13 protein-coding genes and 4 pseudogenes are annotated in these 18,456 nt (G+C 60.6%); 7 read left to right on the top strand and 10 right to left on the bottom strand.

What is annotated here, in order from left to right; all coding sequences use genetic code 11:
* Positions 1-69 precede the first annotated feature (69 nt).
* Together AACY36_RS23205 and rimI are read left to right on the top strand one after the other, a co-directional pair.
* Positions 70-813 (top strand): energy transducer TonB, encoded by a 744-nt coding sequence (locus AACY36_RS23205; RefSeq protein WP_339419701.1) that lies wholly within the window; start codon positions 70-72, stop codon positions 811-813.
* Positions 806-1,258, top strand: a complete 453-nt coding sequence (gene rimI, locus AACY36_RS23200; RefSeq protein ID WP_314568899.1) for a ribosomal protein S18-alanine N-acetyltransferase — start codon at positions 806-808, stop codon at positions 1,256-1,258. The genes AACY36_RS23205 and rimI overlap by 8 nt, the downstream gene beginning before the upstream one ends.
* 120 nt (positions 1,259-1,378) lie before the next feature.
* Here the strand turns inward: rimI and AACY36_RS23195 are convergent, their stop codons facing one another.
* Positions 1,379-1,783 carry a serine kinase/phosphatase gene (locus AACY36_RS23195; RefSeq protein WP_339419690.1) on the bottom strand — a complete coding sequence of 135 codons (405 nt, stop codon included), beginning with the start codon at positions 1,781-1,783 and terminating at the stop codon, positions 1,379-1,381.
* A 139-nt stretch (positions 1,784-1,922) separates the two neighbouring features.
* Here AACY36_RS23195 and can point away from each other — a divergent pair, with 139 nt between their 5' ends.
* A complete protein-coding gene (gene can / locus AACY36_RS23190; RefSeq protein WP_065879680.1) occupies positions 1,923-2,567 on the top strand; it encodes a carbonate dehydratase in 645 nt (214 codons plus the stop codon).
* A gap of 159 nt (positions 2,568-2,726) precedes the next feature.
* Here can and AACY36_RS23185 read toward each other — a convergent pair whose 3' ends face one another.
* The 4 genes from AACY36_RS23185 to AACY36_RS23170 all read right to left on the bottom strand — a co-directional run bounded on the left by AACY36_RS23185 (position 2,727) and on the right by AACY36_RS23170 (position 7,703).
* A complete protein-coding gene (locus AACY36_RS23185) occupies positions 2,727-3,896 on the bottom strand; it encodes a hypothetical protein (RefSeq protein WP_339419688.1) in 1,170 nt (389 codons plus the stop codon).
* A 122-nt stretch (positions 3,897-4,018) separates the two neighbouring features.
* Complete coding sequence (acpA, locus tag AACY36_RS23180; RefSeq protein WP_339427204.1) at positions 4,019-5,719, bottom strand: acid phosphatase; 1,701 nt, start codon at positions 5,717-5,719, stop codon at positions 4,019-4,021.
* A gap of 93 nt (positions 5,720-5,812) precedes the next feature.
* Positions 5,813-6,133, bottom strand: a complete 321-nt coding sequence (locus tag AACY36_RS23175; protein ID WP_339427203.1) for a hypothetical protein — start codon at positions 6,131-6,133, stop codon at positions 5,813-5,815.
* Between the two features lie 151 nt (positions 6,134-6,284).
* On the bottom strand, positions 6,285-7,703 hold the full coding sequence (locus AACY36_RS23170; RefSeq protein ID WP_339427202.1) for a short-chain fatty acid transporter: 1,419 nt from the start codon (positions 7,701-7,703) through the stop codon (positions 6,285-6,287).
* Between the two features lie 185 nt (positions 7,704-7,888).
* On the opposite strand from AACY36_RS23170, the gene AACY36_RS23165 reads away from it, so the two are divergent.
* On the top strand, positions 7,889-9,178 hold the full coding sequence (locus AACY36_RS23165; RefSeq protein ID WP_339427201.1) for an MFS transporter: 1,290 nt from the start codon (positions 7,889-7,891) through the stop codon (positions 9,176-9,178).
* A gap of 100 nt (positions 9,179-9,278) precedes the next feature.
* On the opposite strand, the pseudogene AACY36_RS23160 reads toward AACY36_RS23165, so the two are convergent.
* Positions 9,279-9,494 (bottom strand): annotated as a pseudogene (locus tag AACY36_RS23160) (GntT/GntP/DsdX family permease); the annotation flags it as partial.
* On the opposite strand from AACY36_RS23160, the pseudogene AACY36_RS23155 reads away from it, so the two are divergent.
* Positions 9,473-9,937 (top strand): annotated as a pseudogene (locus tag AACY36_RS23155) (flavin reductase family protein); the annotation flags it as partial. The pseudogenes AACY36_RS23160 and AACY36_RS23155 overlap by 22 nt on opposite strands.
* Positions 9,938-10,015: 78 nt before the next feature.
* On the opposite strand, the gene AACY36_RS23150 reads toward AACY36_RS23155, so the two are convergent.
* Positions 10,016-10,825 (bottom strand): AraC family transcriptional regulator, encoded by an 810-nt coding sequence (locus tag AACY36_RS23150; RefSeq protein WP_339427200.1) that lies wholly within the window; start codon positions 10,823-10,825, stop codon positions 10,016-10,018.
* Between the two features lie 99 nt (positions 10,826-10,924).
* Here AACY36_RS23150 and AACY36_RS23145 point away from each other — a divergent pair.
* Positions 10,925-11,083: pseudogene (locus AACY36_RS23145) on the top strand (helix-turn-helix domain-containing protein); the annotation flags it as partial.
* 48 nt (positions 11,084-11,131) lie between these two features.
* Here the strand turns inward: AACY36_RS23145 and AACY36_RS23140 are convergent.
* From AACY36_RS23140 to AACY36_RS23130, 3 genes and pseudogenes are all read right to left on the bottom strand, one after another.
* Positions 11,132-11,224: pseudogene (locus tag AACY36_RS23140) on the bottom strand (D-alanyl-alanine synthetase); the annotation flags it as partial.
* Between the two features lie 50 nt (positions 11,225-11,274).
* Positions 11,275-13,104 (bottom strand): gamma-glutamyltransferase, encoded by a 1,830-nt coding sequence (gene ggt, locus AACY36_RS23135; RefSeq protein ID WP_339439066.1) that lies wholly within the window; start codon positions 13,102-13,104, stop codon positions 11,275-11,277.
* Positions 13,105-13,140: 36 nt separating this feature from the next.
* Positions 13,141-13,920, bottom strand: a complete 780-nt coding sequence (locus AACY36_RS23130; RefSeq protein WP_339439068.1) for a PhzF family phenazine biosynthesis protein — start codon at positions 13,918-13,920, stop codon at positions 13,141-13,143.
* A gap of 319 nt (positions 13,921-14,239) precedes the next feature.
* Here AACY36_RS23130 and AACY36_RS23125 point away from each other — a divergent pair, with 319 nt between their 5' ends.
* On the top strand, positions 14,240-18,412 hold the full coding sequence (locus AACY36_RS23125; protein ID WP_339497612.1) for an AvrE-family type 3 secretion system effector: 4,173 nt from the start codon (positions 14,240-14,242) through the stop codon (positions 18,410-18,412).
* Positions 18,413-18,456: the final 44 nt, after the last annotated feature.

Below are 18,456 nucleotides of genomic sequence, written 5' to 3'. Positions count from 1 at the left end.
GCTCTTTAGTTATCCACAAGTGGCCGAGCTGTGCTTATCGAGTCCCGACGTCGCGCTTACTTGACCGCCATGCAGGTGGTCAATTGGCTGCCCCGCACCGAACTGCCGTTTGCCGCCCCTTCGAGGCCCGAGCTGTTGCGGGCGCTTGAGCCCTATGAGGCGTTCGAGTCTTCGGGCGAGGAGGCAGCCGCGCCGGTTGCGGTGGTCAAGCCTGTGCCCGAGATGCGCCCCGTGGTCGAGCGGGCGAAGATCGAAGTGCCGCGCCCATCGCCGGCAGTCAAAGCCGTGGTCGCCGAAGAGGCCTCGCCGGTGGCCAAGGCAGCGGTGGTGCCGCCACCGCGCTTCGCCCTGCAATTGCTGCGCGCCGGGCGTTGCCTGCTGCTGGTCGAGTTGCCGACCGGCGAGCGCTTCCAGACCCGCGATCCGGCTTACATGCTGCTCAAGGACATGCTGCGCGCCGCCGGCCTGCCCGACAGCCCGCAGATCGTCGGTGACCCGGTGCGCTGGCCGTTGCTGGTGCGCGGCACCATGGACCAGGGGCCGGAAGCGGCGCGGGATTTTGTGCAAGGCTTTGTGTCGGCACGCCTGGAAGACGAACCCTGTGTGTGCCTGTGGCTGATCGGCCTGCCCGCCGTGCGGTTTGCCGGTGAAGCCAACGCCGAAGCCTGGTACCGCGAACTGCAGGTCGAAGGCCTGGGTTCGGTGTGGGCCCTGCCGGGCCTGGAACTATTAATGGAAGAGCCACAGCGTAAGGCTGATGTCTGGCAAGCCATGCGCCGGCTGATGGCGCGCTGGAAAACAACCGATGAGTGAGGCTTTATCCTTCCGCCCGATGACCGAGGCCGACCTCGACGCCGTGCTGAAAATCGAATACGCAGCGTTCAGCCACCCCTGGACCCGCGGGATTTTTCTTGATGGGCTGGGCAAGTATCAGATCTGGCTGATGTTTGAAGGTGAGCAGCAGGTGGGGCACGGTGTGGTGCAGATCATCCTTGATGAGGCGCATTTGCTGAATATCACCGTCAAGCCGGAAAACCAGGGCCGTGGCCTGGGCTTGGCGCTGTTGGAGCACTTGATGTCCCGCGCCTATGCCGCTAATGCGCGGGAGTGCTTCCTGGAAGTGCGGGATAGTAATACCGGCGCATTTCGCTTGTATGAGCGCTATGGTTTCAACGAGATCGGCCGGCGTCGGGATTACTACCCTGCCATCGGCGGCCGCGAAGACGCGGTTGTCATGGCCTGCACCTTGGTGGATTAACCACAAATCCAAATGTGGAGCGGGCTTGCTCGCGAAAGCGGTGTATAAGTCAAGATATCGTTCGACTGACACTGCGCATTCGCGAGCAAGCCCGCTCCCACCTGTTGAACCGCGTTTTTTTCAGCGATTGCCGTCAACCGGATCAAGGTCGGCCAGTTCGGCCTCATCCAACCCATTCCCGCCGCCAATCTCATCCTCGGCCACGATACTCAAGTCGTAATCCGCCGGATTATCCTCACCTTCCTCTCGAGCATCCCGCGCACCATCCTCGCGGATCAGTGTTTGCGGGCTCATGTCATCATCGGTTGACTCATGATCGTCGGTGGAGGCTCCGGTCATCCCGGCTTCACGTACCCGATCGTCAGGCATCAGGTGCTCGCGCTCGCGAGATGGGATTTTATCGCCAATCTCAGCCGTTTGATCGGGCTCGTCAAAATCCAGCTCGCGCATCGAACCCATGCGATCTTCGTTATCATCAATCGGTTCGGGCTGCGTAGCGCCGTAGGGACGTCGTGATTCAGTCATGGCCAATCCTCATACTGTGGGGCTTATAGTGTGTGGACAGGCTGTGCGCCCCAAAGATTCAAGCTAATTTGCGCTAGGCGTGACCCGCACGCGAGGTTGTCAGTCACAAAACTGCGCATCATTCCTGAGGCTTTCCCTGATGAACGAACTACAAGACCTGCTTGATAACAATGAACGCTGGGCGGACGCGATCAAACAGGAAGATCCCGAATTCTTCGCCAAGCTCGCCCGCCAGCAAACTCCGGAATACCTGTGGATCGGCTGCTCCGATGCACGCGTACCGGCCAACGAGATCGTCGGCATGCTGCCCGGTGATCTGTTTGTGCACCGCAACGTGGCCAATGTGGTGCTGCACACCGACCTCAATTGCCTCTCGGTGATCCAGTACGCCGTTGACGTGCTCAAGGTCAAACACATCCTCGTCACTGGCCACTACGGCTGTGGCGGCGTGCGCGCTTCGATGCAGGACCGGCAGTTCGGCCTGATCGACGGCTGGCTGCGCACCATTCGCGACCTCTACTACGAAAACCGTGAGGTGCTGGCCGAGTTGCCGACCGAAGAAGAACGTGTGGACCGTATGTGCGAGCTGAATGTGATCCAGCAAGTGGCCAACGTCGGTCACACCAGCATTGTGCAAAACGCTTGGCACCGTGGGCAGAGCCTGTCGATCCATGGTTGCATCTACGGCATCAAGGATGGTCGCTGGAAGAGTTTGAACACGACCATCAGTGGCTTTGAGCAACTGCCGCCGCAATATCGTCTGCGTCCGTTGGGTGAAGTCTAGTCTCGGCGTGATCGATGGTCAGCAGCTCACCCGCACGGATCTCACGCAAGGACCAGACCTCCAGGTAGTGCTTGTCGATACATACGTTCGGGTCGCTGAACAGGGCGCCGATTTCTACTGGCATTGTTGACAGTAGAAATCGGTTGTTTTTTGTGCAGCTTATAGCGCCGGGGCTGCAGTAGCGGGGGGTGGGGCGGCGTTCTTCAGCTGCTTCAACTGTGCCTTGATGGCGGGCGTGGCGCATTTTGCGTTTGCCTGCTCCGATGGCAGGTTGCGCACCGACCTGTAAAACAACTCACACGTCTGCTCCTTACGCGTGACCTGCCAGGTGTTCATGCACGCCTTAAGCATCACATTCGGGTCACTCGCAGGTTTCTGCCCCATTCCGGCCTGCCAGCAGGCGGCGCTCAAGTCCTGGCCCATCACCTTCAAGCCGGCCTCGTCGGCTTTCTGTTCGTTGCCCTCGTAGGTGTCAGGGCTTGCGGCATACCAGATGTAACTCGGATGGTTGGCGCCCAGCACCGACACGGTCTGGCCCGCCCTCGGGCTGATCTGCGCCAGGCCCAGAACACCCACGGTCTGCCCGTATTGCTGCTTGATCCAGCTGCGCACGGGCGCGCCAAACGCCACCATCGGCAATGCCCCTTTGGCGGGCAGGCTCAGTTCCTGGACCATGCGCACCTGGTAATCGGTGAAGTAGCTGTAGACGGCTTCCAGGTCCTTGCCGGCGTTGGAAGGCGCGGCGATGGGCGCGATGTCGATGATGGTCTGGTAAGCCGGTGTTTCGGTGGCCGGGATGCCATTGTCGACGAGCAGGGCGGCCCAACGGTCAGTGGTGGCCGATTCCAGATAGTCCTGGGCTTGAGTCAGCGAGTAATCCGGCGGGAAGTGCAGCAGCTCGATGCTTTTGCGATTTTCCAGGGCCATGCCCAGCGGCAGGAACAGGTACCAGTTGTAGGCCCACTTGCCGTCACTGTTGAGTTTGCTGGCGCCTTGATAGGCCAGGTCGGCGGTATTGAGCAGGGTGGTCAGGGGGAGGCCATAACTGTCAGGGACGCCACTGAACGTCGCTGCTACCTGCCCGTCATGGGTCTTGACGCTGACTTTCGCGCGGCTGTACCCATCCCGTTGCAGGCTCTGGCTCAGATAATGCTCGGCGGTCTGCTCCAGCGTCCATGGCCGAAAACAGATCACATTGCAGTTATTCGGGTAGGCGAACAGTTGGGTTACACGCTGCGTGCTCCCCAGCGGCACCTCGATGTCGGCCTGTACGACCGCACTCGCCATCAGTGCGGCCAGGGTGAAGGACAGCCTGGTCTGTTTAAACATGGTTGTTTCCTTGTCAGCGAAAGCCCGTCTGCGCGGGATGAAAGCCCACCTCCACACAGTAGCGGCTGACCAGGAAAACCGCGTGCTAAATCACCAGGTGTGTCGTTATTGGATACGAAAACCTACAGGTTGAGTTGCAACGCGTTACTCAAGTCGCCCATCGGCTGTTGGCCGCGGGCGATCATCGCGTCATCACGTTGCTTCAGGCCGTCCAGGGTCTCCAGCTGGAACACTCGGGTGATCAACCGCAGGATCGATGCCGTGTCGTACACCGTATGGTCCACCGTGCCTTTGCGCGCGAACGGTGACACCACGAGCGCCGGAACCCGCGTCCCAGGGCCCCAGCGGTCGCCCTTGGGCGGAGCCACGTGGTCCCACCAGCCGCCGTTTTCGTCGACGGTCACCACCACCACCATATTTTTCCACTGCGGGCTGTCTTGCAGGACTTTCAAGGCGCGGACGATGTGGCGGTCGCCCGAGGCCACGTCGGCATAGCCCGCGTGCATGTTCAGGTTGCCCTGAGGCTTGTAGAAGGTCACGGCGGGCAGCTTGCCGGCTTGGGCGTCGGCGAAGAACTTGTTGGTGCTCGACTCATCACCCAAGCCACCGTCGCGCAGGCGTTTATCACGTTCGGCGCGGTTCTCGGGGCCTTGTTTTTTGAAGTAGTTGAACGGCTGGTGGTGATACTGGAAGTTCGGAATCTTCGGAATCCCGCCCGAATCCCTGAACTGGTCCAACGTCGCTTGCCACGCGCCGGCGTACCACGCCCAGTCGACGTTCTTTTTCGACAGCTTGTCGCCGATGTGTTCGTGGGTTTGCGGCACCAGCACGTTGGGCAGGTCGGGCTTGGAGTAATCCGGATTTTCCGGATCGCGAATCCAGGTCGGCCAGTAGGGCGGTGCCAGGGTGTTCACGCCGTAGCCATCCGGGGTCAGGGCGCTGGGGCCGAACTGCGGGGGGCCAGTCATGGCGCTGGCCGGGGACTTGTCCAGCGGCTTGAGGCGCGGGTCGGTGGGATCTTCACTTTGCAGCGTGGCGATCTGCGCCTTGGCTACCGATTGAGCAGCATTCGGGTAAAACGGCGCCGTGGCGCTGATCAGGTACTGGTGGTTGAGGAACGAGCCACCGAAAGCCCCCTGGAAGAAGTTATCGCAGAGCACAAACTCCTTGGCCACGTCCCACAGGCGCAGCGAATAACGGCTCTGGGCGTAATGGCCCATCACCAGCCCGCCGGAGTCCGCCCAGGCGACGAAGTTATCGTTCTTGCCGCCGTTGATCTGCATCTGGTTTTGATAGAACACATGCCACAAGTCGCGGGTGACCAGGCTCAAGGGCAAGTCTTCAGCGTTGGGGCCCTTGAGGGCAAATGGCGCGTTAGGCAGGTTTTCCTGGAATTGCACTTCGCTGGGGTACGTCACCCCGTCCACAGTCTGCGGGCCGACTTGCAATACGCCGCCCCATACCGGGGGCAGAGTGCTCAGTACGCTGGCGTCGCGGTCGCGTTGTTGTGTGTCGGCGGCAGAAAGTGCCGACAGCGGTTTCTCCACCCCGGGGAAATCGGCAAATAAATTGTTGAAGCTGCGATTCTCTGCGTAGATGACCACCACGGTTTTCACCTGATCACGCAGCGCTTTGTCGAGCGCCTGCGGCGTGAGCGGCCGCGTCACCGGTTTGCCTGGCGCTTCGCTGGTGTTGCCGCAGGCACTCAAGGTGGCGCCAACCCCCAACACCGCCGCCCCCCCCAGGAAGCGCCGGCGGCTGGTGTCTACTGGCGGTTGGGCTACGGAATCGGGGGAAGAGCGGTCTTCGTGATCGTCACTCATAGCGGGGAATCCCTGGCGAGTTGTTGCAAGATATTTCGCCAGGACGGTAGCAATGCAATATGACGGAAAGAAGACAGTTATTGAGTCAGAGGCTCACAACAGGCGCAGTGCCAACTGGCTGCCGGCACGCAAGTACTCCATCTGTGCCGTCAGCGCATCTTTGACGATGGCCTCGCCCGTGTCGGTCAGCTTGGCCTTTTTCGAATCGATAACCGTGGTCTGCAACAGCTGCATCGCCACGTCGATCGACTTCTGGAAGGCTGTGACGTTGTTGTGCAGGCCAAACTCCTTGATAACGGTCGCCATACGCCGGTCGGCATCGTCTCGCAAAGCGCGGTACTCCGTGACCGAAACGTTGTCGTCCTTATAAATATCAGTGATCAACGCTTCCAGCGATTTTGATAGGGGCGTCATCGGATTTTCCTTGGTGTTTTGTGAGTGGGGATCCGAGTCAGGTTAATCAAAGAGGTTGGCGGGAGGAGTCAGGTATTGCCATCGCGTGGGGTGAGACAACCCCACGCGATTCATCAGAAACAGGCTTCAATCGACAAGCTGACTGCTGTCGTTAAGGCATCACCGGCGGCAAATACTTCAACGTCGTGCCCAACGCCCACAACAGGAACAACACCAGCGGCGTATGCACCAGTAACTGCACGAACGAAAAGCCGATCAAATCCCGCGCCTTCAACCCCAATACCCCCAGCAGCGGCAGCATGTAGAACGGGTTGATCAGGTTCGGCAACGCTTCAGCGGCGTTATAAATCTGCACCGCCCAGCCCAAGTGGTACTGCAGGTCATTGGCCACTTGCATCACATAGGGCGCTTCGATGATCCACTTGCCACCGCCTGACGGGATAAAGAAGCCCAGCACCGCCGAGTACACGCCCATCAGCAGCGCGTAGGTGTCATGGGAGGCGATGGAGGTGAAGAAGGTCGAGATATGGTGTGCCAGCGTCTGGCCGTCGCCGCCCTTGACCACGGTCATCAATGCCGCGATCGAGCCGTACAGCGGGAACTGGATCAGTACACCGGTGGTGGTCGGCACCGCACGGGCCACTGCATCGAGGAAGCTGCGCGGGCGCCAGTGCAACAGGGCGCCGACCATGATGAACAGGAAGTTATAGGTGTTCAGCCCCGAGATGGCGCTGATCGCCGGCTTGGTCGAGAACTCATGGAACAGCCAACCGGCCGCCAGCAACGCCAGCAGGATAGTCAGCAATGGGCTGTGTTCCAGCCATTCGCCCGGTCGGGTCGGTGCTTGTAGCTTGGGCAGGTTGAACGCCGGGTCGACGCCGCAGGCCTTGGCATCGCGCGCGCTGTTCGGACCGGGCGCAGTGGCGTAGGCGATGATCAGCGACACCACGATCAGCGCCAGCAACAGCACGCCCGATTGCCACAGGAAGATGGTGTCCGTAAACGGGATCATCCCGGTAATCGACAGAATCGACGGCGGTAGGCTCGCCGGGTTGGCCTGCAACTGCGCGGCCGACGACGACAGCCCCAACGCCCACACGGCACCGAGCCCCAAGTAGGCCGCGGCACCGGCCGCGCGATAATCCATGCGCAAATCGGTACGACGCGCCAACGCCCGCACCAGCAACCCAGCAAACACCAGAGACAAGCCCCAGTTCAACAACGAGGCGACCATCGAGATCAACGCCACCCAGGCCACGGCCGAGCGACCGTTCTTGGGGAAACGCGCCAGGCGGTCGATCAGCTTTACCGCAGGCGGCGAGCTGGCCACTACATAACCTCCGATCACTACAAAGGCCATCTGCATCGTAAAGGGGATCAGGCTCCAGAACCCATCACCAAAGGCTTTGGCCGCGTCGGTCGGCGCGGCGCCCATGCCCAGGGTCGCCACGGCGACAATGATCACGGCGAGGGCGGCAAACACCCAGGAGTCTGGAAACCAGCGTTCGGCGAAGTTGGAACAGCGCAGGGCAAATCGGGCATAGCGGCTTTCTTCGATAGCATCGGCCACGGGGCATTCCTCTTGTAGTTATTAGGTGGGAGGCAGTTTTCCGGCATGTTCCGCTACGGTCTTTGATATGGGAATGCAGTTATCTTCATCGATCCATGAGGAAAACAAATATATCTGTCGTGATTGCCATCATTGGACTCAGCTCATAACCTGCACGCCATTTTGTTTGTCTGCCGAGCCTTCATATGACTGCTACCTTTTCTTCACAGGCGCAGCGTTTTTCCCGCTCCGACTACAAAACCCTGGGCCTGGCCGCCCTGGGCGGTGCCCTGGAAATCTACGACTTCATCATCTTCGTGTTTTTTGCGCTGACCTTGAGCCAACTGTTCTTCCCCCCGGAAATGCCCGAGTGGCTGCGCCTGCTGCAAAGCTTCGGCATCTTCGTCACGGGTTACCTTGCGCGACCGTTGGGCGGCATCCTGATGGCCCATTTCGCCGATCACCTGGGACGCAAGCGCGTGTTCAGCCTGAGCATCCTGATGATGGCCTTGCCTTGCCTGTTGATCGGGATCATGCCGACCTACGCGCAAATCGGCTATTTCGCACCCTTGATCCTGCTGGCGCTGCGCGTGTTGCAAGGCGCCGCGGTGGGCGGGGAAGTCCCTAGCGCCTGGACCTTAGTTGCCGAACACGCGCCGCCCCATCATCGTGGCTACGCCCTGGGTTTCCTGCAGGCCGGCCTGACCTTCGGCTACCTGCTTGGCGCACTCACTGCCACATTGCTGGCGCAAGTTTTCACCCCGGCTGAAATCCTCGATTACGCCTGGCGCTTCCCGTTCCTGCTCGGCGGGGTATTCGGTGTGATCGGCGTATGGCTGCGCCGCTGGCTCAGCGAAACCCCAGTGTTCCTCGAAATGCAGGCTCGCCGCCAGGCCGCCGCCGAGATGCCGCTGCGCACTGTATTGCGCGACCACCGAGCCGTGTTGCTGCCGGCGATGATCCTCACCTGCGTCCTGACCTCAGCCGTGGTCGTCCTCGTGGTTATCACCCCAACCATGATGCAAAAAACCTTCGGCATGAGCCCCAGCCACACCTTCGCCTTGAGTGCCTTGGGCATCGTTTTCTTGAACATCGGCTGTGTATTGGCTGGCTTGCTCGTAGACCGCATCGGCGCCTGGCGTGCAGTGCTGGTCTACAGCCTGTTGCTGCCAGTGGGGGTTGCGGTTCTGTACGCAAGCCTGATCAGCGGCGGCACCTGGCTGGGCGCGGCCTATGCCGTGGCGGGCCTGAGTTGTGGCGTGGTGGGCGCGGTGCCATCGGTGATGGTCGGGTTGTTCCCGGCGCCGGTGCGAGTGTCGGGGATTTCCTTTACCTACAACATTGCTTATGCGCTGTGGGCGAGTACCACGCCGTTATTGCTGATTGCGTTGATGCCGACCAGCCCGTGGATTTGCGTGGTTTACTGCGTGGTGATGGGCGCGGTGGGGGTGGTGAGTGTGGCGCTGTTTGGTAGGCGCCACACCTTGGCCGCCTAGATATCAGGTCAATAAGTGCCAGAACAGCAGCGTACCCGCCAAGCCGACGACAGACACAATCGCCAGCGCCACCAACGAGCTTTGCGTCGCCGCCAACCCCGCCCTTATCGGCACGCGGCATGCCAGCGGCCCTTCCCATGCAGATCACGGCGGCGATCAGCGGTTCATCGAGGCATTTCAGGGTCAGGCCGACGGTGCTTTCGGCCGGCAGGGCGACCTTGGTCATGGTGCTGCCCAGCGTCAGGATCACCGGCAATAGAATGATCAGCAACGACACACCAAAGCTCGGATGGCGCGGCGCCTTGGGCGATGCCGTTGAATTTTGAACCGCCGACAGTCGCCGTGGTGTTGGACAAGGCAACATGGACCCGCCAACTGCTGGAAGGCGCCGGCACCTTTGTGCTTCAGGTGCCTTGCGCGGCTCAGGCGGATCTCGTGCAGACGGTCGGCAACACCACCGGCTCCGAGACTGACAAGTTTGCAGCTTACGGTTTGCAAGCGTTCAAGGGTGAACACACCGAAGCGCCGCTGCTGGAAGGCTGCGTGGCGTGGCTGGAATGCCGCCTGCTGCCTGAGCCTCGCAACCAGCAGACTTACGATCTTTTCCTGGGTGAAGTCGTCGCGGCCTATGCTGACGATCGCGTGTTCAGCGGCGGCCGGTGGCACTTCGAAGGGCATGATGAACTGCGCACGTTGCACCATGTGGCGGGCGGGCATTTCCTCACTATCGGTCAGCCGATTGATGGGCGCCAGCTCTAAGCCTTGCCAGCGCGCGTTTGCCAGCGCTTCGGCAAACGCCATCAGCTCCCACATTGATCGCATTTCAGGTTGGGGGTTTCAGCGCCCGAGCATCTTCACCCAACGCGACGGTGGCATGCCGTAGGTGCTGCGAAATTGCCGGGTCATGTGGCTCTGGTCGGTGAACCCCGCGGTCAACGCCGTGTCCACCAGCGACCGGCCCTGGGCCAACAGGCTGCGCACCAGGTCCAGCCGACGCATGGTCAGGTAGCGGTAGGGGCTGGTGCCGAACAGCAAGCGAAAATCCCGCGATAGCGCCCAGCGATCCCGGCCGGCGTGGTCGGCCATTTCATCCAGGGTGATGGTGCGGCCCAAGGCGCTGTGGATAAACGCCCGGGCGCGCTCGGCGGCGACGTAATCGAAGGTCTTGCGGCTGACGATACCGCCCGAGACGTTGCTCAGCGCATGGGCCAAATCGAATAGGGCGTCCTGCTCCAGCAACGGGTCGAGGGGGTTATCCAAGTTTTGCAGCAGCACTTCGCTGGCGCGGAACAGCCTTGGGTCTGTGGATAGACCACTGGGGATAAACGGCAACGGCTTACCGCCGAGGATCTGCTGGATCAGCGATGGCTCGACGTAAATCATCCGGTACTTGAAGCCTTCGTCACTGCCGGCGTGACCGTCATGGGTCTCATCCGGGTGAAGCACCATGGTTGTGCCAGGCAGGCTGTGGATCATGGCACCGCGATAGTGAAAGCTTTGCACGCCAGTCAACGTGCGCCCGATCGCGTAGGTGTCGTGGCGATGCGGGTCAAAGGCGAAGCCGGCAAAGTACGCCTCGATACGGTCCAGGCCATTGGCGTGCGGGGCGCGGTGCAGCCAATCGAGGGTGACGGAGGGTTTGCCCATGGTGAGTGGTCACAAAAAAGAGGTGGAAACACGTTAACCCAGTCTGCGGAAGGTTGTCTGCCGGGTCTTGAACGATTGTGCGAGTGTGTCGCCGTGGAAGCAGCCGCCATCGGGATTACCGAACAAAACCTGTTGTTGCTTAAACAAGGCAAGGTCAAAGGCATCAGGTTGGGGACGCTGGATGCTATCTGCGCCTATCTGGATTGCCAGCCCGGTGATTTGCTTGTACATATGCCAGAGCCGGCTGCCGACCCGTAGGGTCTTGTTCACACCGCGAAGAAGGATCATTCGATGCTGCTCACCCACCTGCCGTACGCTGCTCCGTTGCGTGGGTGAGGTGCAGTAAGTACATACCTTACTCACCTCGATCTGCTCTCGTCGAACGCCTGCTGCATGCAGATGAACACCTCTGGCTGCTGCACGGGCGCTTTCTCCGTTGATTGAAGTGTTCAGTCGCCGACCGCCTGGCCTTCACGCCGTGGGTCGGCGCCGCCGCTCAGTGACACCTTCCCCTGGGCATCCCGCGTGCGAACGATGGCCTGGATGCCGCTGGTCATATCGATCTCGCTCACTGCATGGCCCTTGTCCTTGAGCGCCTGCTTCAATGCGGGACTGAACATACCAGCTTCCAGCTCGGTCGCACCGTTGCGGCTGCCAAAGTTGGGCAGGCTGATGGCGGCTTGCGGGTCGAGTTTCCAGTCGAGCATCGCCACCAGGGACTTGCTCACGTATTCGATGATCTGCGATCCGCCGGGCGAGCCGACCGCGGCCAGTAACTCGCCGCTTTTGCGGTCGAACACCAGCGTCGGCGCCATGGTCGAGCGCGGGCGTTTGCCGGGCTCGACACGGTTCGCAACAGGCTGGCCATTCTCTTCGGGAATAAACGAAAAGTCGGTCATCTGGTTGTTAAGCAAGAAGCCCTGGACCATGACATGCGAGCCAAACGCCGCTTCCACCGTGGTGGTCATCGACACGGCGCCTCCCTGGTCATCCACTGCCACCACTTGCGAGGTAGAGATGCGCAGCGGCGAGCGATCGGGTGCGTAAGCCACCTGGATACCTGCTGGCAAGCCTGGCTTGGCGATGCCCATGCTGCGCTCGCCGATCAAGGTGGCGCGCTTGGCCAGGTAGTCCGGTGCAACAAGGCCCGCCACCGGCACAGTGACGAAATCGGTGTCGGCGACATAGAGCGCGCGATCAGCAAAGGCCAGGCGACCGGCTTCGGCCAGCAGGTGCACCGCTTCGGGTGTCGGCTCAAAACCTGCGTGCGATAGGCTTTTTACCGGTTGCATCGCTGCGATGGCCAGCCCAGGATCGCGGCCTTCCAGCGCCTGCAAGGTGCCGAGGATTTGCGCGATAGCGATCCCACCCGATGACGGCGGCGGCATGCCACACACCTTCCATTGTCTGTAGTCAGTACACAGTGGCGTGCGTTCCTTGGCGGCGTAGCCCTTCAGATCTGCCAGCGACAGGCTGCCCGCATTACGATTGCCCTGCACTTTGCGGGCGATCTCATCGGCAATCGGCCCGTGGTACAGCGCATCCGGTCCTTCCTTGGCGATGCGCTTGAACACGTCTGCCAGTGCCGGGTTTTTCAACACGCTGCCGATGGCTTTTGGCGTGCCATCGGCGTTCAGGAAGTACGCCGCCATGTCTGGCGATTGCGCGATGTAGCGATCGGCCGCGATCAAACTGTGCAGGCGCGGAGAAATCGCGAAGCCTTGTTCCGACAGCCGGATCGCCGGTTCGAACAGCTTGGCCCACGGCAGGTGGCCGGTCTTTTCGTGTGCCATTTCGAGCGCACGCAAGACACCTGGCGTACCGACCGAGCGCCCACCGATCTGCGCCTCGGGAAACGTCATTGGTTTGCCGTCGGCCTTCAGGAACAACCGCTCGGTTGCCCCGGCTGGTGCGGTTTCACGGCCGTCATACGCCTGCACATTTTTGCCGTCCCACAGCATGATGAATGCACCCCCGCCGATGCCCGATGATTGCGGCTCCACCAGGGTCAATACCGCTTGCATCGCAATCGCCGCATCAATCGCCGAACCGCCCATGCGCAGCATTTCGCGTCCGGCCTCGGCCGCCAGAGGGTTGGCGGCGGCGGCCATATGACGCTCGGCGTGTTGGGTCGTGAGGTCGGTGCGATAGCCTGAGCCCAGCTCCGGTGCCGGTGGCTGTTCGTTGACAGGCGTATGGCAGGCAGCCAGGGCGAGGGCTGCGGCAACCACTGACAGTTGACGGCGGGAAATCGAAAACACGCGCTGAACTCCGTTCATTTTGAGAATGATCTGTTGTCCTTGGTTACTGCGTTTTTACAGATAAATCGTGCCTTGCAGGTAGAGCACTGCACGACCGGAAATGATCACGCGGTCACCCTTGAGTTCACAGCGCAACTGGCCACGGCGCTTGCCGCCTTGTTCTGCGGTCAGTTGCGACTTGCCCAAGCGTTCGGCCCAGAAAGGCGCCAATGAGGTGTGGGCCGATCCAGTAACGGGGTCTTCATTCACGCCCACATTCGGGCCGAACCAACGGGAGATAAAATCAAACGGCGTGCTTTTGGCCGTTACCGCAATCCCGCGCTTGGGCAGGCCCTTGAGGGCTGCGAAATTCGGCGTCAATGCGGCAACTTGGGCTTCGTCTTCGAGCAGCACGATGTAGTCATCGGTGCAGAACACTTCGGCCTGTTCAATGCCCAGCGCGCTCAACATGCCCGCGGGCGGTTCGCAGCGCTGAGGTTGCTTGGCGGGGAAGTCCATCGCCAGTTCATCGCCCTGACGCGTTACCCGTAGCTCGCCGCTACGGGTAGCAAAGCGCAAAACGTCTGGCGCATCCGCGATCTGGTGGATCAGCACCCACGCCGCCGCGAGCGTGGCATGGCCACACAGGTCTACTTCGACTTGCGGGGTAAACCAACGCAACTCATAGAACCCCTCACGAGGGACGAAGTAGGCGGTTTCGGAGAGATTGTTTTCCGCTGCAATGTTCTGCAGTTGCTCATCGCTCAGCCACTCGGTCAGCGGGCAGACCGCCGCCGGGTTGCCGCCGAAGACGGTTTGGCTGAAAGCGTCGACTTGAAAGATATCCAGTTTCATCGAGAGCACTCCGTTGAGGGGGGAGCCGGACACTAACAGTGGGTCAAGCGAGCGTCAAAATACAGATGGAAGGTTTTTTCGAGCGCATGAAGGTGGCGTGGTGATCAGGCATAGGTGGAACCAAAAATAGCGAGTACCCACTAGACAGCTGTGATTCATTTTGTTTGGGAGCATTACCATGCACACAGGATTAGATCCGCTTCTCAAATTACAGCAAGCCCTTGGAAATTGCTCGACGAAATGGCACCAGCAAACACCTCCGCGTAAAAGCCCGCCGCCAGTGTCGTTGCTCCACTATCAAACACTGCAACCCACCTCAATGCAGTTCGATGCCCGACTCATCAACGGGAAGGTGCAGGCTGATACGACGCTTGCGGGGCGTGATATCGCCCAGCACCTCAACCAGCCGAATAAACACTATGTAGCCGATGGTTCTTCTGCAGCGGGTACCTATACGTTGCGGATGAAGGATGAACGCCAGTACCTGTTTCATATTCAGTCCACGCCTGCTGTTGCAGCGGTGTTCAAAAGCAGCCTTCCCGATGCTGCCGATGGCGCCGGTAACGGCCCGGGTCGCGCGCATTTGGGGCGCGTCAGCGCCATTCAAACAACTGCGCAGGGCCAGCAGTTTCGCCTGGATGGCGCACGGCTGTTTCGATTCGAGCCGCTCACGCTTTCCTGGAAACCAGACGCAGATACCCGTGCATTCTCCCGTATTGGCCTGAGCAAAGAAGGACAGCTGCTGAAGACGCCCGAAGGGTTTGCAGACAGCAGCGCCCAAGGGGGCACCACGGTGCTGCTGAGTCAGGACCGGGATATTTCTGTTGTGCATCTTCAAGGGGCTGGCGCTCACACTGTGTGTCCGGTCGATGAGGTAGGTTTGCCGGTGCAGCTCATGCGTATCGGGGTGTCGGGAAACACCTTGTTTGGGGCGACCACGGACGGTGAGTTGGTCCGTGCCGACCTGCGCATGGCACGAGATGACAAGCTGCCCATGGTCAGGCAAACGGTCGACGCGCTGGAGCGGGCGCTGAAGGGCGCCGTCAATGTGGAAGGCTTCTTTCATGATGACGCCGGGCAACTCAATGCTCAGGTGCGCGACGCACGCCTTCAAGTGCACAGCGTGCCCTTGAGTGACGCACAGGCACTCCGCCCGCAATGGAACCTCAGCGATGTGCTGGTCAAACACATCGAGAAAGGTTTGCCCCTGCCCAGCCTGCAGGCGCTGTCGACGGCAGTGGACCTCGGGCAACGAGGCAAGATTGCACTCGATGCAAGCCACCTGTTGACCTGGGATGCGACGGCCCAACGTTGGGAGAACGCTGGGCAGCCTGGTGTCGAACATCTGGCGTGTGGGTTGGATGGTCGCGCCTATGTGCTGCAAGAGGGGCAATTGAAGGCGGTTGCCATCAGTAAAGTGTGCGACCCGTTGATTGAGGGCGCCAGTCACGACTTGGCCGCACTTCCCGCGCCGCGCCCATACGTATCCCTTGGCGAGGTGCTCGCCGGGGATAGTCAAAAGCCCGTGACCGGATTCGCTGTAGCGGACGGCCGAAATTTTGTGACGGTCAATCGGGGAAACCAACTGCAGGTCCATCAGGAGGGAGTCGCCAGGGCGTTGGAACTGACCCCCTCGATTGACATAAAGACACTCGCCTTGGATCACGCGGGAAATCTGTATGCACATACCCAGGAAGGCGACTTGTTCAGGTTGGATCGCCAGGCCTGGCAGGGCAAAACCGAGCACGCGCAACGCTGGAGCAAGGTTGATCTACCGAATCGCCAGCCCTTGGAGTCCCTGCGGATGGGTGCCGATAAGCACTTGTTTGGCGGGTGGGACAAGCAGTTTCACCGGCTGGAGAACGCCACCGCCAGCACGATGAAGTGGGGCCCGGTGCAATCGATGAACCAGGCACCGTCATTGGCCGATACATTCGCTGATACGTCGATGCGTGCGCAGTTCAATGGTGCCGCGCTGACCGTCAGCAGCAAGGTGATGGGCCAATCCCATGAAGGGGGGCGGCTCAAGCGCAATTTTATCGAAGGGATCAAAGCGCACTTCCACCCACTGGAAGGCCTTAGCCAGGTGGGTAAGGATATTCAGCACCATTTCAAAGGCCGTAAGGGGCTGGAAGGGATCTACGCTGACGATAAACGCCTGCATGAACAGCTCAAGGTGCTGGCGCAGAGTAGGCCAGTTCCTGCTGACCTGGGTGTGCGGCTCGCAGCCCTGAGCAAGCCGGGGCCGCGTCAGGCGTTGGCCGAGCAGATCCGCCAAGCGCTGACTGACGTAGAACACAGTAGCCATTCAAGCGCACATCGCCTGGCAGACGTGCATGGCGTGGCGTTTGACGCTCGGCCCACGTTGAGCCGGGCGGCGATTGATCCCCGTTCGACGCTGCATCAACTGTATGAAGTGTTTAAAAGAGTCTCCCCCTCGACGCAAAAATCGACCGCTGCGCTATTGGCCAACCTTGAGGGCCAAGGCTTGGCGCTTCCCGCCTGGGCGCCCGAGCGCAAGCGCAACCTTGACCACCCCTCGGCACTCATCGAGGGCGACCTGATTCATCATGCAAGCGCGCTCAAGCAACTGGCGGATCTGGCACGGGCGCTCGACGATATGTCAGGCGTTAGCCCAAGCGGCCTGGAGCGCCTGGAAACCTCCCTGCGCGAGACGATGCAGGCGTTTAAAGACAGCCCTGTCCACACACTGGCCAGCCAGGGTATTGCCAGTTACGAGCAGGCGGAATCGTTGTATGGCAACTTCAAACTGTTGGCCAAGGACCTTGGAACACCTGGCTCTGCGCTTCACTGGCATCTTTCGGGCCTGTTGGGGTTGCCCACCGATGCTTCCATCAAGGCGGCAATGACGCAGCAGGTACAGCAACTGGGCAGTGGCCAGACCCTCGCGCCGAGCCGGGCCCAAGGTCAAAGCGTGGGGTTGATGGTGACGGGGGTAAAACCCATAGCCCCCGTGGAGTTTTTCTTGGGAGCCTCCAAGTCGCATACCCACGGTGTGAGTATCAGCCGTACCGATAAAGGCGCGCGGGTTGAGATCAGTACAGACGACATGCGGCGGCTGGCCGGCTCGGTGGCCTCGGGCCTGACGCTAGGGCGAGGCCCGGAGGCGGTGGGGCCGGGCTTGAGGGTGGGTGCGGAATTGACTGCAGCGGTGGCGAAAAACACCGGGTCGAGCATCGCCTTTGACGTGAAAGAGGCAGACTTTGGCACGATGATGTCGATCCTTACCGGCGAGAACGGTACCGTCTACGACTTGCTCGCGTTGGGTGAGGAGCACGCGACAGGCAAGAGTTCCAAGGTCAGTGGTGACGTCAACCTGGACGTACTCGCCCAATTGCGCTTGATGTACACCCCGCAAGAAAACATCGCCGAGTTGGACTCAGTGATCCGCGCTGGCGTCGGTGTGGTAGGCAACCTCAATCTCGCGCATGCGGACAAGGGCCAGTCGACCACGCACACCGCAACAGGTACCCGCCAAGGTACGACAACCAGCGCTCAATTATTCAGGCAGGCTGGCGTGGGCGCCAACACCGCGCCAATCAATGCGTTGGCGTTAGGCCGGGCCGACGGTGACTGGCCCAGCGCGGCGGCGGCCTCGTCGCCGGAACTGTCGGTGATGGTGAAGTTTGATCGCGGGGAGTCGCAGGCTTTCAGTTTTTCGTTCAAGCATCCGCAACCGGTTACTCAGTCGCAGATGGATGAACTCATACGCAGCGTGTCGCTTTACTCGCCGACTTTCAGGCGGGAGCTGGCTGCGATCGGGCTGTCGGGGAACACCGTTGATCAACAGTTGGCCACGGTGCAACGGTTTCTCACGACTCATTCGCCTATAGCAACGAAGCCGGACGCTTATCACGGCATCAGCCAGTCACTGGATAAATTAATCACCCAGCAGGACCTGGTGAAGAACGGGCTGCGCCAACTGACGTCGGTCGAGTCTTCCGTCACGCGTGTGGGGTTACGGGACGACGGGCGCCATGCGTGGCTGGATGATGTGGCGCCGGCCAACAAGGCGGCCATTGAACAGTGGTTGAAGGATGACCCCCAGTTTGCCCAGGTACTTGATCAGTGGCGCCAGAGTGAGGGCACTTCAGTGAAGCTCGGCATGGAGCTCAAGCCGCAGGTAGTGCGCGCAATAGAGCGTAGCCATCTTGCCGGTGAAAGTACCGAACCGCTGATCCGGCGTGCCCTGAGTGATCGCACCAATCTGCGTGTCAAAAACCTGAGCTTGAGCTACACCACCACGCAATCCCACGGCATGTCGATACCCACTATGAATCTCAGCTTTTCCAGCAGCGCTGGGCTGAGTCTCACGCAGAAGCGCGTCAATGCTGACCTTGAATACGGAATGGACCCCGATAAACCTTTGCGCATGAACTTGAACGATACGCTGGGCAGTCTGCCCCGGCATGATCTGACTATTGACCTGGCAGATCAGCGGGTGAGGACACAAACCCAGCCGATCATCTGAATCACTTCGGCGAGTGAGCTGGGCGTCGAGGTGCTGCGTCAGGC

It is taken from the genome of Pseudomonas sp. EA_15y_Pfl1_P101, from assembly GCF_963970835.1.
In the GTDB taxonomy this organism is placed as follows: Bacteria; Pseudomonadota; Gammaproteobacteria; order Pseudomonadales; family Pseudomonadaceae; genus Aquipseudomonas; species Aquipseudomonas tritici.
This window is presented reverse-complemented; position numbering and strand designations above follow the sequence as displayed.